This window comes from Variovorax sp. NFACC27 (assembly GCF_048301545.1).
Taxonomy (GTDB): Bacteria; Pseudomonadota; Gammaproteobacteria; order Burkholderiales; family Burkholderiaceae_C; genus Variovorax; species Variovorax gossypii.
The window spans coordinates 4,366,263-4,379,045 of sequence record NZ_CP157613.1; the positions used below are offsets into that span (position 1 = coordinate 4,366,263).

Consider the following 12,783-nt stretch of genomic DNA (forward strand, 5'->3'; position numbering starts at 1 on the left):
CGGGCGCGAACCGGGTGTTCAAGATCATGGATGATCACCTGGCTAAACGCGATTTTTTGGAACTGGGCCGTGCGACGATTGCCGATATCGCCTGCTTTCCGGACACAGCGCTGGCCGGCGAAGGTGGCATCGACTTGTCGCCGTACAAGAATGTCTCGGCGGCCTTGCGCATCAGCTCGTCGCAGCCGATCACCGAGGCCAGCGAGGTCTGCTTGAGCAGCACGATCGCCTGGTTGCCGCACGGCGCGAGCCCCGCGCGCAAGGCCTGCGGCGCCACCACGGTCAGGAACGCCGCAGCCGGGCGCAGGCCGAGCACCGTCGCCGCCTCGCGCTGCGTGCGGGCCACCGCCTGCAACGCGCCGCGGAACACCTCCGAGGCAAAGGCGCCGAAGGACAGCGCGAGCGCCACCGTGGCCGCGGCGAAGGCGGGCACGTCCACCGGTCGGTCGGACACCGCGCGCCACAGCTGCAGTCCGCCGAAGTAGACGAACAGGATCAGCAGCAGATCCGGCACGCCGCGCACCACCGCCACGTAGCCACGGCCCAGCGCCGCCATCCACCGGTTCGGGGACAGCTGCAGCCGGCAGCCGAGCGCCCCGAAGACAAGCCCCAGCAGCAGCGCCGCGCCAGCCAGCCGCAGCGTCGTCCACATCCCCAGCCACAGCTGGCCGCCGAATCCATGCAGCTCCATGCGCCTCGCTCACATCAGCTTGAACGGGAAGTACCGGGCCGTGATGCGGTCGTAGGTCCCGTCGGCGACGATCGCGGCCAGCGCGTCGTTCAGGCGCTGCAGCAGCGCCGGCGAGTTCTTGCGCACCGCGATCGCGTTGCCCTCGCCCAGCAGGCCGCCCTGGAGTTCCGGACCGGCGAAGCCGTAGCCGCGCGCCTCGGGCTGCCTCAGGAAGCCCACGTGGTAGGTCACCATGTTGCCGAAGATGTAGTCGACGCGCCCGGCCAGCAGATCCAACTCCGCCGCCTGCGGCGTGTCGTAGAGCTTGATGTCCGCCGCCCGGTAGTGCGCCGCGAGATACCTGGCCTGGATCGAGCCGCGCTGCACGCCGATGGTCCGGCCCTCGAGCGCGGCCGGCGACACGTCGGGCGGCACGCCCTTGCGCGCAACGAAGCGCGAGACGGTGTTCTTGTATTTGCGCGTGAAGTCCACGCGTTGGCGCCGCTGCTCGGTCATCGCCATGCTGGCGACGATCGCGTCGTACTTGTGCGCGAGCAGCCCCGGGATGATGCCGTCCCAGTCCTGCGCGACGATCTCGCAGCGCGTCTTCATCCGCTCGCACAGCGCGGTCGCGATGTCGACGTCCCAGCCCTGCAACCGCCCCTGCGCATCCTTGAAGCTCCAGGGCGGGTAGGTGCCCTCGGTGGCGATGCGCAGCAACGGCTGCGCGTGCGCGCCGCTTCCCGACGACAACGGCAGCAGCAGCCACAGCCACAACGCGGCGATCCCGATCGCCAGGCACCTCGACCTTCCCACGCGACAGACATCCGACATGACGAGCACTCCTTCGCAGAAAGCGGGGTGCATCTTCGCGTCCATGCCTGCGCAGCCACAAGGCGTGCATGGCATGCACGAGGCACGCAGGCCGCCTCGTCGCCGCCGGCACGCCGACGCGTGCCGTTCGGGCCACCCACGTTGCAGACGATGCAAATCGACATGGCACGACACGGGAAAGCGAACGCCGAACCGACGACAGACCGTGCCACGGACGGCAAGGTCAGGTCACGCCGGATTCACTGCCTGGACGATCACCGATGCCTTCGCCGCGCAGGTGCCGCGCCCGGTCAGGTGCAAGTGCAAGTGCAGGTGCATGTGCCACCACGCTGCAGGCGCCCCCAATTCACCGCCAGGGCCTTCCCGCTGCCGCCGGCCTCTCGCGCTTGAAGCCAGAAGGTGTGGCCCGGGCCTGCGCCCGGCGCTCATCGAGCGTGTTCAGGGGCGCTGCAACCGGGCCATCGCGGCCATGAGCTGCACGTCCGCCGGAATGTCCCCGAGCGCCCCCTTGTCCTGCCCGCCGGCCTTCACCAGAACGTCCGGCACAACACCTCGGCCTTGCCACGATGCCCCGCTCGGCGAAGACATGGTCCCCGTCGTGAGCTTCAGCGCCGTGTCGAATTCCACAGGCAGGACCGTTTCAATCGAAGCCAGGCCGGCGGTCGGCTGCCCCAGAACCATGGCCTGGCGTGACTCCTGCAGCGCCTTGGCCAGTGCTTCGGCGCCAGCTCCCGTCTTGCCGTTGACCAGCACGACCAATCGCAGCGACTGCAGCGATGGACGCATGGGCGCGTCGACCTGCGCAGGCGTGGTGCCCGCATGGTCGCCGGGTACGGCCCGATAGGTCCGGTTCATGCCGGCATGCTGCCCGGCCACCTGAACGACCACGGCGCCCGGCTTGAGGAACAGCGCGGCAAGCCCCACCGTGGCACTCAGCAGCCCGCCGGGAGAATCGCGCAGGTCCAGAACGAGGCCGTGCAACGGGCCGCCGTTGTCGGCCTCCAGCTTCGCGACATCGGCGAGCACTTCGTTGCGCGTGCGATCCTGAAACTGGAGCACCCGGAAATATCCGACCCCGGGCGCGAGCAGCTTGCCCGATTTGACGGTGTCGGCCTGGATCGGCGCGCGTGTCACGACGAACCTAAGCGGATCGGGCACCCCCGGCCTTTGAACCAGCAATGCCGTCCTGGTTTCCGCCTCGCCTCGCAATGCGCGGACCGACTGGGCCAGCGACAGAGAACGGGTCGGCACGCCGTCGATCGACATGATCAGGTCCCCCGCCCGCAGGCCGGCCCGCTGCGCAGGCGCGCCCTTGATGGGAGACACGATTTCGACGAAGCCGTCGCCGCCCGCGTGGGCTCTCATTTCGAGACCGATGCCGGCCGAGCTGCCCGGCGCGTCGCCGCGTTGAGCCCGCCATTCGGCGGCATTGAAGTAAAGGGAGGTCGAGTCCAGGCCCGCGAGGGCTGCACGAAAGCAACGCTCGGCCAGGCTCGCGTCGTCCCGACGGGTCGGGCCGGCCATGGCGCCCCTGCAACTCGCTTCGAGCTCTCCCGCCTTGATCGGCCTGACGTAGTTCTGCGAGACACGCAGGGCGAACGATCGCCATGCCGACGATGCCACCACGCGCGCATAGGCATCTTCGTCGTCCTGGGGGGACGCCGAGCACGCGGATCCTGCAAGAACCGAGAGGAGGGCCATGCCCATCAGCCGGAGCACCCGTTTCTTCGGTGGCGAGCCTGCGAGGCGGGGCGAAGCTCCCATGGCGTTCACTTTCATCTTGTTGAGATCGGTTGCCCGCGGCCGAAGCCGCCGAGCGAGCGGTGCACCTCTGCACGGCGCGTGCCGCCTTCGGCCGGGCATGTCCTGAGCCCGCGAATGATCCCACGCCTCACCAGTTTCCCGGAGATGCGCAGCGCGATCGGGCCGCGGCCGCAGACGTCCCTGGACGACCACTGCCGCGGCACCGGGTCCCCCCACGCAAGACCGGGCGCTGCCGCGCAGATCCGGAATGCCGCTTGCGTGCAAAGGCGTGCCCGCGCAGGACCACGCCCCGCCGCCTCTGCGCGCCGACGCAAGTCCGGCCTGCACGACAAGCCGGAGAAAAAAGCCCCGCCGAAGCGGGGCGTCCGAGGCGACGGGGCTCAGTCGCCCTTGCTGCGCGTCCAGATCAGGTTGTGCGTGCCGTCGTCGCCCTCGACCAGGCGGGCGAAGATCGTCGACGGGAACGAGGGATCGTCCAGCGTCACCGACAGGTAGGCGCGCTCGGTGGTCTTGCTGAGCTTCTTCCACGCCGCGCCGATCTCGTAGCCCGTGCCCGCGACGATGCGGAAGTCCGGGGCGTTGTCGCGCTCCTTGTCGGCATTGGTCACCAGCTTGACCTTGACGTTGAGCGTCAGCGTGCGAACCGTGCCGGCGTAGCCGCTGCCGGAGGGCGTGAAGGTGCCGATGTTGGCCATGATGAGGTCCTTTCGAGGGAGGTTGATTGCCGAGTCCGCGACCATCGCGGCCTTGGGCAGTGATCCGTCGGGCGCGGGTCCGGGCGCGCCGCACCCGCAGCGCAGCGCAGGGCCGCAACGCCAGTGCAGGACCGGGACGCCCGGGAAATTTGCCTCGCGAGGAATCCGCACGGCGGAGGGGAAATTTCCCGGGCGAACCGGTTGCGGCGATCGAGCCCGAGGTGCGCCGCGCGCACCGTGCCCGCGCCAGGATTCACGACATTGCCAAGGCCATGGACGCGGACCTCCCCACCTTCCGCGAAGGACGGCATCCGGCCGAAGCGCCTTCGGGTCCTGGCGTGGCTCGCCGAGCCATGGCATCGACCCGCCGACGCCGGGCGTCAGACCCGCCGATCGACAAGGACGCGATGCCACGCCCCGCCCCACGACGTGGCCACCGACGCACTCCGGGACGAAGGCGCAGAGGAAGAAGAATGAAGATGCGAGGTCGACCATGGCGTGCGCGGCTGGCAGTGCTGGCCCGGACGGCCCGCCGGACACGATGACCGCGCCCGCCGGCCTCGGCCCCTGCGGCGCAGAGCACAACCGGGCGCAGCGAAGCCAGGCGTGCCCCCCCGTTGCATGGCTGCATGGCGGTGCCGCGGTGATGGACCGGCCGACCTCGCGCAAGGCGCTGGCTCGGGGTCCCCCTCGCGGACACCCCGGCCGATCCGAGCGGATCGGCCGGGGTGCGTCATGTCGACGTCACGCCGGGACCTGCGCCCCTTCATCCGCCTGTCGCTCGGCCTCCGCCTCCGCGTCCTCACCGGTCGAGGCGGCATCGCCTTCACCGCCCGCCGTCGACAGGAGGAACATCGCCGGCAGCCATCCGCTGCCCGCCGCGAACCGCTGCGCCTCGGCGGCCAGCCGGTCCTTCTTGAGCTTCGACAGCACCAGCGCCTCCTGCGGCGCGAAGGCGCGCACCGCCTCCAGCACCTTCGCCTTGGTGACGTGCGAGAAGTAACCCGCCGCCGTGGGCGTCCACCATGCGTGCATGTCCAGCTGCACCGCGCGTGCCAGCGGTGCGGCGGGCTGATCGTCGGCGCGCGAGGTGAGCGCCGAAACGCACAGCCCCACGCAGGTCGCCAGCAGGTTCAGCACCTCTTCCTGCGGCATCGCCAGCAGTTCCGCGAACAGGGCCTCGCCGTCCTGCGGAAGCCGCTGCGCCCAGGCCTGCTGCAACTGCCGCAGGCCCGCGAGGGCGGGGCTCTCGTCGATGTCGGAGGCGTGTTGCGCCAGCCGATCCTGCGGCTTCGCCGTGACCTGCACGGGCGAGCTGCGCTGGCCATCGAAGATCGCCTCCTGCGCCAGCAGATGCACGAGCACGGCCAGCGCCACACGGGGATGCCGCGCCACCTCGGCCTGCAGGGCGGCCGTGCGGTGCGCCGACAGCCGCAGCACCAGCTTCTCGGAGAAGCCGCCGCCCTTCGGCGCCGCACTCGACGAGGTGGCGCCATCCTCGCCGTCGGGGCTCGCGCATGCGCCGTCGTGCCGGCTTCGCTCCAGCGCCCGCAGCGCGCGGGCGTCGTCCTCGCGCAGCAGCCCCCGGTGCACGGCGATCCTGCCCTCGCGGTCGAGCGTCAAGATCGCACCCGCCTTCTCCACGGCGCCCGGCGCGTAGACCTTCAGGGCCTGCTCCATGGCTTCCAGCGCCTGTCCGAGGCGTTCGATTTCCTCATGGAGCGACTGCGCCCCCTCGTCGGACAGCGCCGCCTCCTCGTCGTCGAGCCGCTGCTGCAATGCGTTCTGTGCGGCCTGCAGCTTGGCGATGCGTTGTGCCTCGGCACGTTTCGGCGCGCGGTGCACCGCACGGATGCGCTGGAAACGGTGCAGGTCTGCAGCGGCAGCGCGCGGCGCGGCCTCCACCCAGCCCCAGCCCTCCTCCTGCACCTGCCGCACCGTCGCCGCAAACCGGTCCTTCGCCAAGACGTCCAGCAGCGCCGCATCGGCCATGAACACGCCGCCGCCCTCGTAGGCGTCCAGCCCGACGAAGCGGGCCACGGGATCGCGAGCGGCCTCGACCTCCTCGCGCGTCAGGTGCGCGCGCAGCGCCTCGGGGTCGCGCTGCCAGTGCGGCGACTCGTAGAAGGCCGCTTCCTGCGCCGCATGGTCGTCCGTGATCGCCAGCGCCATCAGCTGCTCGAGCGACACCTCGCCCTGCTCGCAGTCGGCCAGCAGCCGGGGCGAGCAGTTCGCCAGCCGCAGGCGGCGGCGCACCACCAGCGGCGTGACGCCGAAGTCCGCCGCGATGTCCTCGATGGCCCGGCCTTCGGCCGCCAGCGCCTTCCAGGCCACCAGTTCCTCCACCGGCGACATCGCCTGCCGCTGGACGTTTTCGGTCAGGCTGACGGTGCGCGCCGAGCCGTCCGGCACCAGCAGGCAGGGCACCGGATGATCGCGCCCCAGCTTGCGGCGCTTGACCAGCAGCTTCAGGGCCGCCAGCCGCCGCCGGCCAGCCACCACCTCGAAGAACTCGCCATCGGGCGCGGCCACCACGCTCAGGTTCTGCAGCAGGCCGACGCGTGCGATGGAGGCCGCCAACTCGGGAATGGCGGTGCCGCCGCTGCGCCGCACGTTGCGGTTCGAGGGCCGAAGGCGCGACAGCGCGATCAGGTGCAGCTGATAGCCGCCCGCAGGCTCGATGGTCGTCACGGCGTCGGGCGCACCGGCGACGGCGAGGGCCGTGGACGTGTCCGCCACAGCATGCGCCTCGGAATGGGAAACGGTGTTCATCGTCGATCTCCTTGTCCCGTCAGGGACGTGATGAAGAAAGGAAAAAAGAAAGAAAGAAGGCGGAAGGGGTGGTCAGGGTCTGTGCATGGGCGCTCTCCTTGGCTGATGGGCTGCGCAGGGGCCGCGAAGCCCTTCGCGGCCTTGAGGGCCGGCTGGGGCCGGTGCGGGTGCGCCGTCCAGGGAGGAAGCGAAGGCGCGGGCGCGGCCCGCAGGCGAAGCCGAGGACACGGGCGCCGCAGCGGCCCTGGACGGAAGGAGCAGCTGCAGAGGCCAGGCAAGCCGCCGAAGGCGGCGCGCAGGTGGCTGGTGCCACCGGAGAACGTCCGCGCGGTCTCCGGCCGGGGCGGCGCACCGGCCGCGCGCCACCCCTGCGCGCGCAGCGCGCCCGATGGGGAGGGCCTGAGCAAGAAAAGGCAAAAAGGGGCCCGCGGGCCCCTTGCGTCAAAGAAGGCCGCGCTCGGCCATCGACAGGACCGACGGCCCCGCCACGATCAGGTGGTCCAGCACGCGCACGTCGACAAGCGCCAGGATCTCCCGCAACGTGCGCGTCAGCACCTCATCGGGGGCAGACGGCGCAGCCACGCCCGATGGATGGCAGTGGACCAGGATCAGCGCCGCGGAGTTGAACGCCAGCGCATCCTTGACGACCTCGCGCGGATACACCGAGGTCTGCGTGACCGTGCCGCGGAACATCTCCACGTAGTCCAGGACGCGGTGCTGGGCGTCCAGGTGGATCACGGCGAACACCTCGTGCGCCAGCGTGCCCAGCCGGGCGCGCAGGAAGTCCTTCACCGCCGCCGGCGAGGACATGGCGTCGCTGCCCCTGACCCGTGCAGCCAGCAGGCACTGCGCGGCATGCAGCACCTCGGCGGGATCGGCAACGCGGCAGCTTCCTGCGGCGTCGCGCACGCACAGGACGGCGGCGGAAGACGACGGGAACGACGAAAGGGAGGAAACGAGATCGTGCGACATGGTTGGCTCCGGTGAACGGGCGGGATGGCCCGGGACCGACACCGGCACGCCGCAGCGCAGCCGTCACAGGTTCGAAGACGGCCGCAGGCCGCCAGCGTGCGAAGCACGCGCAGACCTTGACGGCGAGAACGGTGTGGCATCGTGAAGAGGGAACAGCCAGCCAACCCTGCGCCTCCACGGTCCGTGGTGCGGCGCTCTCGGTTTCAGGGGCCTCCTTCCAGGGACCTCGCTTCTGCGGAGCTACCATCGGCGGCCGTTGCAAGATCACGCCGATCTCGACGAAGGCCCGCGCCGGATCGGCCGCGATCGGCACTTCGAACATCCGCGCGCGCCCTCGCATCCCGGCGAGCTGCGCGGATCACATCAAGCGACCACGCGGCGCTTGCCGCTCTCGACGAAGAATTTCGCGATCGCTCAGAGCTTCGCGACGACGATGAGCCCTGCCAGCGGCGAGGATGCGGCCGAAGCTTTCCAAGCCCCGGATGTTTCGAGAGCACCGCGGAAGAGAACTGCGTCATCGCGAACCCTCCGTGGGCCGTTCGCTTGCGCCTCCTATGAACGCGGTATCGCCGCAGAAGCTTTCCTCGGGTCCACTGCGCTTCCTGAAGTCACCACGGAAGCCCCGCAATGCCCAGGCGCCTCATCCACAGCGCGACGATCACCCTGAAGCTGCCCTTCGGCATGAAAGGCGATGCAGAAATCGCGGCGTTGCGCGCCGCAGGCATACCGGTCGATGCGCTTGGCAACGCGCAGCGCGGCTTTCTCTTCGTGCGATCCATCGATGGCTCGAGAGGCCGCACCCACATCTTCAGATGGTTTGCCGACGGCATCGGTCAGAACCGCCCCAAGCGCGACACCCCTCAGAATTTCCCGTTGCGCGGCGCGGTGCTTCCAGACCACACCTCCCGCTGCCAGGACGTATCCGCCGGCGGCTGCGAGGCCGCTCCGATCGGCGCCATGCCACCTTGCGTGGCCCGACCGCGGCAAGCATCGCTCGCCCTCGCGGAAGGTCCCGCACCCGGCGGAGAACTCAAGCCACGGCCGTCATCCCCTTCCTCACCCCCTGCTTGCGCACCGTCTCGTTTTCCGCCATCAACGCCTTGACCGTGGCCTCGCCCACGGACGCCGCGTACTCGTCGATCACCGGCTTGACCTTGGCGCGCAGCACTACGTGACATCGCCGGATCGCTCGGCGCGAACCAACCTTGCATCGGATGCACGCGCGGCATCGCCTCCAGCGGCAGGGCCTGCGACCGCAGCCGGCTCGGGCATGGAGAGCGGCTTGAACACCTTCCGCGGCGCCCACCATGGCACCACCCGCGCCATTTCCCCAAGGAATATCTCGCAACCGATCTTCCTCCCCCCGCCTGCGCACTGCGCTTCGGCAAACCGAACCCGACAACGAAGCTGACTCACGGCATCGCACCCCGTCCGTGGTCAAGCCGTCCTGGCCCGTCGAAGCCGATCTGATCTGCCCCTTCCTAGGGAAGGTACCAATGATGTTTGGCCCGCGCCCCATCAATATTGCACAAAATGCATTTTTTGCACAAATACTGAATTTATCCTTTTCCGATGGCACCCGGCCGACCATCAATCTCAAAGCTTCATAGGAGACCCATCATGAAAATCAGACGCGTTGTCCTGGGCGTCGACGCCACCGGAAAGTCGGGAGTCCTGTCCGACGCGCACGCGGTGCGGAATTCGGCTTTCGAGACCGTCCCGGGATTCGAAGCCAACCTGCTGTGGTCGACAACGGCGGCGAGCGAGGCTGGGAGCCAATCCACGTTCAGCGATCCGACCGTCGAGGCCAACTTTCTTCCGGGCCCCGGCGAATCCAGGCTGATGTTCGTCACCTTTCCTCCGGACGCCGTGATGATGCGACCCGACTTCGATGGCGCCGCCTTCGGTGCCGAGTTCGGTCGGCTGCTGCCTGGTCTGGCCGAGACCTTCGAACCGGACGCGCCCGGGATGCACACCACCGACAGCATCGACTACGACGTCGTTCTCGATGGAGAGATCACGCTGGAGCTGGATGATGGCAAGGAGGTGCTGTTGAAAAAGCACGACGTGGCCGTTCAGCAGGGCAACCGCCACGCATGGCGGAACAAGGGCGACAAGCCGGCCACCATGCTGTTCGTCCTTATGGGGAAGAAGCGCGCCGCCTGAAAGCCCGCGACGCGTTCGCGCCAGTCGTCTACCCAGTCCCGCGCCGATGGATGAGTCGGCGCTCATTCCCGAAAGCACTCCGATGAACAAGGCAAATGCGACAGCCGACGTGCGAGCGCTGTTGATCGACCTCGAGCAGCAACGCTGTCGCGCCATGACGGACGCGGACACCGATCGCCTGCGTCAGCTGCTTCACCGCGATCTCACCCACGTTCATGCCAAGGGTCAGGTCGACGGCTACGACAGCTACTTCAGCACCGGCGGCTTCAACGTCACCTACACCCGCCTCGAGAGAGCCGATCTGGAAGTCCGGGTCATGGGCGACAGCGCCCTCATGACTGGTCGCCAGCTGCTGGTGGGGGTCCGAAAGAACGGCACGGGCACCGTGACCATCGATTCCCGCGTGATGCAGGTCTGGATCAAGGAAGGCGAGCACTGGCAACAGCTCGCCTTCCAGACCACGCCCACCGAGATGAGCATCACCTAGCCGCCTGTCCGGGCGACTCCAACGCATCCCACCCATTCAATCCAAGGAAGACATCCATGTCGCTGCCCAAGAAGATGAAAGCTGCCCGCATGCACGAGATCGGCGGGCCCATGCGGATCGAGGAACTCGACGTTCCCAGCGTGCGCCCCAACGACGTGCTGGTGCGGGTCAGGTCGTGCGGCATCGTGCCCAACCTGGGCAACATCCTGAAGAACTGGACGACCTGGTTTCCCGAGCGTCCCCTGCCTCCCCTGCCGGCGATCTTCGGCCTCGATCCCACGGGTGAGATCGTGGAGGTGGGTTCGCAAGTCCACGTGTGGAAGGCAGGCGATCGCGTGTATGTCAACCCGGGGCGCTACTGCGGCGGGTGCCGCGCGTGCCGCAGCGGCGAGCTGACGAGCTGCAGCCACTACACGTTCAATGGCTACTTCGGGTTCTCGCAGAACTCCCTGGCCATTTTCCGCGACTACCCCTACGCCGGCCTCTCGGAATACATGACGGCGCCGCAATACTCGCTGGTCAAGCTGCCGGACAACGTCACGTTCGACCAGGGGGCCCGGTTCGGCTACCTGGGCACCGCCTACGCGGCCCTTCGCAAGGTCGACATGGGCGTCGGCAAGACCCTGCTCATCAACGGCATCAGCGGCACCCTTGGCATCGGCGCCGTCCTGTACGGTCTCGCGATGGGGGCCACCAAGATCTACGGAACGGCCCGCAACCGGGCCCTGCTCGAGCGCGTGAAGGCCATCGCGCCATCGCGCATCGAGGTCATGTCGCTCGACGATGCCGAGGTGCCCGACATCTGGGTCATGCGCCATACGGGCGACGGCGTCGATGTGTTCGTGGATTGCCTGGGGCCCGGCGCGCTGCACGAGACATTCCTGGCCGGCATGCGCTCGCTCAAGCGCGGCGGCGCGGCCGTCAACATCGGTGCGATCGCGGGCGGCGTGCCGGTGGACCTCCACACGATGATGGACCTTCGACAGTCACTCGACGGCTCCGTCTGGTTCACGGCGGGGCAGGGCCAGGACATGGCGGACATGTCCGAGGCGGGCCTCGTCGATCTCGGCATCTTCGAGCAGGTCGACTTCCCGCTGGAACAGGTCAACGAAGCCATCTCAGGCATCGAGAACCGCAACGGCGGCTTCAGCAACTACGTCATCCACCCCTGAAACACGATCGGACGAACACCATGAATTCGCACCAACACCGCCGAGATTTCGTCCGCGTCCTCGGAAGCGCGGCCCTCGCCGCGTCCGTCCCTGCCGCGCTGGTTCGGGCGCAGACCAGCGACCCGATCAGGATCGGCTATGCGATCTCGAAGACGGGGCCGTTTGCAGGCGGCGCAGCTTCGGCGCAGATCCCGAACTACAAGCTGTGGGTGGACGACGTCAACAAGGCTGGCGGCATTGCAGTCGGCGCAGGCAAGCGGCGTGTCGAGGTCATCGAGTACGACGATCGCAGCCAGCCGGAGGAAGCCGTTCGTGCGATCGAGCGCCTGGTCAACCAGGACAAGGTCGACTTTCTGCTGCCCCCCTGGGGCACCGGCATGAATCTCGCGGTGGCGCCCACCTTTCACAAGGGCAATTTCCCCATGATCATGCCCAGTTGCATCACCGACCGGATGCCCGAGCTGGTGAAGCGGTGGGACAACATGTTCAGCCTGCTGACGACGGCGTCCTCGTACTCGGACGCCGTCGTCGCGGTGATGTCGCAGATGCGCGCCGAAGGCAAGATCGGCAGCAAGGTCGCGATGGTGAATGTCACCGACCAGTTCGGCCTGGAGCTGGCAGCCGCCGCGCGGAAGTCGCTGAAGGCAGCAAAGTTCGAACTCGTCCTCGACAGCAGCTATCCGATCACGTCGCAGGACATGACCCCCCTGATCGCCGACGCCCAGCGCACGAACCCCGACATCTTCCTCGGCTTCAGCTATCCGCCCGACACGCTGGGCTTGACGGAGTCCGCGCGGGTGCGCGGCTTCAATCCGAAGGTGTTCTACGCCGGCGTCGGGACGGCATTGCCGCTCTATGCCCAGAAGTTCGGGGCGAACACCGAGGGAGTGATGGGCCCGGGGGGGTGGAATCCGGACACGGAAGCCCTCAAGGCCTATGCCGCCCGGCACACCGCGCTGGCAGGACAGCCGCCGGAGCAATGGGTCAGCGCGCTGTGCTACTCCGGGCTCCAGGCCTTGCAGCAGGCCATCGAAAAGGTCGGAAAGATCGATCGCCCGGCGATCGTCAAGACCCTCGGGTCCATGACGTTCGACACCGTGGCCGGACCGCTCAAGTTCGACAACCATATCCTCGCAGGTGGATGGACGGTCGGACAGTGGCAGGGCGGCACGTTCTTCGGCATCGCCCCGAAGCAGAAAGGCGCCAAGGCGCCCGTCGCCAAGCCCGCCTGGAAAGCCGCCTAGGCCCAGC

Annotated in this window: 12 protein-coding genes; 4 read left to right on the top strand and 8 right to left on the bottom strand. The window is 68.4% G+C overall.

Going from position 1 to position 12,783, the window contains the following annotated elements; all coding sequences use genetic code 11:
- Positions 1 to 34: 34 nt before the first annotated feature.
- The 8 genes from ABL840_RS20415 to ABL840_RS20450 form a co-directional block, all read right to left on the bottom strand.
- Positions 35 to 691 (bottom strand): ABC transporter permease subunit, encoded by a 657-nt coding sequence (locus tag ABL840_RS20415; protein WP_093307751.1) that lies wholly within the window; start codon positions 689 to 691, stop codon positions 35 to 37.
- A gap of 9 nt (positions 692 to 700) precedes the next feature.
- On the bottom strand, positions 701 to 1,504 hold the full coding sequence (locus ABL840_RS20420; RefSeq protein ID WP_093307753.1) for an ABC transporter substrate-binding protein: 804 nt from the start codon (positions 1,502 to 1,504) through the stop codon (positions 701 to 703).
- Between the two features lie 438 nt (positions 1,505 to 1,942).
- On the bottom strand, positions 1,943 to 3,283 hold the full coding sequence (locus ABL840_RS20425) for a S41 family peptidase (RefSeq protein ID WP_176947674.1): 1,341 nt from the start codon (positions 3,281 to 3,283) through the stop codon (positions 1,943 to 1,945).
- A gap of 365 nt (positions 3,284 to 3,648) precedes the next feature.
- Positions 3,649 to 3,963 (bottom strand): DUF736 domain-containing protein, encoded by a 315-nt coding sequence (locus tag ABL840_RS20430; protein WP_093307814.1) that lies wholly within the window; start codon positions 3,961 to 3,963, stop codon positions 3,649 to 3,651.
- A gap of 744 nt (positions 3,964 to 4,707) precedes the next feature.
- On the bottom strand, positions 4,708 to 6,735 hold the full coding sequence (locus ABL840_RS20435; RefSeq protein ID WP_093307757.1) for a ParB/RepB/Spo0J family partition protein: 2,028 nt from the start codon (positions 6,733 to 6,735) through the stop codon (positions 4,708 to 4,710).
- A gap of 441 nt (positions 6,736 to 7,176) precedes the next feature.
- Positions 7,177 to 7,707, bottom strand: coding sequence for a JAB domain-containing protein (locus ABL840_RS20440; RefSeq protein WP_093307759.1), 531 nt, complete (start codon positions 7,705 to 7,707; stop codon positions 7,177 to 7,179).
- Positions 7,708 to 8,315: 608 nt separating this feature from the next.
- Entirely contained in the window at positions 8,316 to 8,486 is a 171-nt protein-coding gene (locus tag ABL840_RS20445) for a hypothetical protein (protein WP_176947675.1), read from the bottom strand.
- A 251-nt stretch (positions 8,487 to 8,737) separates the two neighbouring features.
- Positions 8,738 to 8,875 (bottom strand): hypothetical protein, encoded by a 138-nt coding sequence (locus ABL840_RS20450; RefSeq protein WP_176947669.1) that lies wholly within the window; start codon positions 8,873 to 8,875, stop codon positions 8,738 to 8,740.
- A 452-nt stretch (positions 8,876 to 9,327) separates the two neighbouring features.
- Here ABL840_RS20450 and ABL840_RS20455 point away from each other — a divergent pair, with 452 nt between their 5' ends.
- The 4 genes from ABL840_RS20455 (at position 9,328) to ABL840_RS20470 (ending at position 12,776) form a co-directional block, all read left to right on the top strand.
- Entirely contained in the window at positions 9,328 to 9,873 is a 546-nt protein-coding gene (locus tag ABL840_RS20455) for a cupin domain-containing protein (RefSeq protein ID WP_093307760.1), read from the top strand.
- 82 nt (positions 9,874 to 9,955) lie between these two features.
- Positions 9,956 to 10,360, top strand: a complete 405-nt coding sequence (locus tag ABL840_RS20460) for a nuclear transport factor 2 family protein (RefSeq protein ID WP_093307762.1) — start codon at positions 9,956 to 9,958, stop codon at positions 10,358 to 10,360.
- Between the two features lie 56 nt (positions 10,361 to 10,416).
- Positions 10,417 to 11,532 carry an alcohol dehydrogenase catalytic domain-containing protein gene (locus tag ABL840_RS20465; protein WP_093307764.1) on the top strand — a complete coding sequence of 372 codons (1,116 nt, stop codon included), beginning with the start codon at positions 10,417 to 10,419 and terminating at the stop codon, positions 11,530 to 11,532.
- Positions 11,533 to 11,552: 20 nt separating this feature from the next.
- Positions 11,553 to 12,776 (top strand): amino acid ABC transporter substrate-binding protein, encoded by a 1,224-nt coding sequence (locus ABL840_RS20470; RefSeq protein ID WP_093307766.1) that lies wholly within the window; start codon positions 11,553 to 11,555, stop codon positions 12,774 to 12,776.
- Positions 12,777 to 12,783: the final 7 nt, after the last annotated feature.

Coding starts and splice junctions, on each gene's coding strand:
- ABL840_RS20415 (WP_093307751.1), bottom strand. CDS start 691: ATGGAGCTGCATGGATTCGGCGGCCAGCTGTGGCTGGGGATGTGGACG.
- ABL840_RS20420 (WP_093307753.1), bottom strand. CDS start 1,504: ATGTCGGATGTCTGTCGCGTGGGAAGGTCGAGGTGCCTGGCGATCGGG.
- ABL840_RS20425 (WP_176947674.1), bottom strand. CDS start 3,283: ATGAAAGTGAACGCCATGGGAGCTTCGCCCCGCCTCGCAGGCTCGCCA.
- ABL840_RS20430 (WP_093307814.1), bottom strand. CDS start 3,963: ATGGCCAACATCGGCACCTTCACGCCCTCCGGCAGCGGCTACGCCGGC.
- ABL840_RS20435 (WP_093307757.1), bottom strand. CDS start 6,735: ATGAACACCGTTTCCCATTCCGAGGCGCATGCTGTGGCGGACACGTCC.
- ABL840_RS20440 (WP_093307759.1), bottom strand. CDS start 7,707: ATGTCGCACGATCTCGTTTCCTCCCTTTCGTCGTTCCCGTCGTCTTCC.
- ABL840_RS20445 (WP_176947675.1), bottom strand. CDS start 8,486: ATGGATCGCACGAAGAGAAAGCCGCGCTGCGCGTTGCCAAGCGCATCG.
- ABL840_RS20455 (WP_093307760.1), top strand. CDS start 9,328: ATGAAAATCAGACGCGTTGTCCTGGGCGTCGACGCCACCGGAAAGTCG.
- ABL840_RS20460 (WP_093307762.1), top strand. CDS start 9,956: ATGAACAAGGCAAATGCGACAGCCGACGTGCGAGCGCTGTTGATCGAC.
- ABL840_RS20465 (WP_093307764.1), top strand. CDS start 10,417: ATGTCGCTGCCCAAGAAGATGAAAGCTGCCCGCATGCACGAGATCGGC.
- ABL840_RS20470 (WP_093307766.1), top strand. CDS start 11,553: ATGAATTCGCACCAACACCGCCGAGATTTCGTCCGCGTCCTCGGAAGC.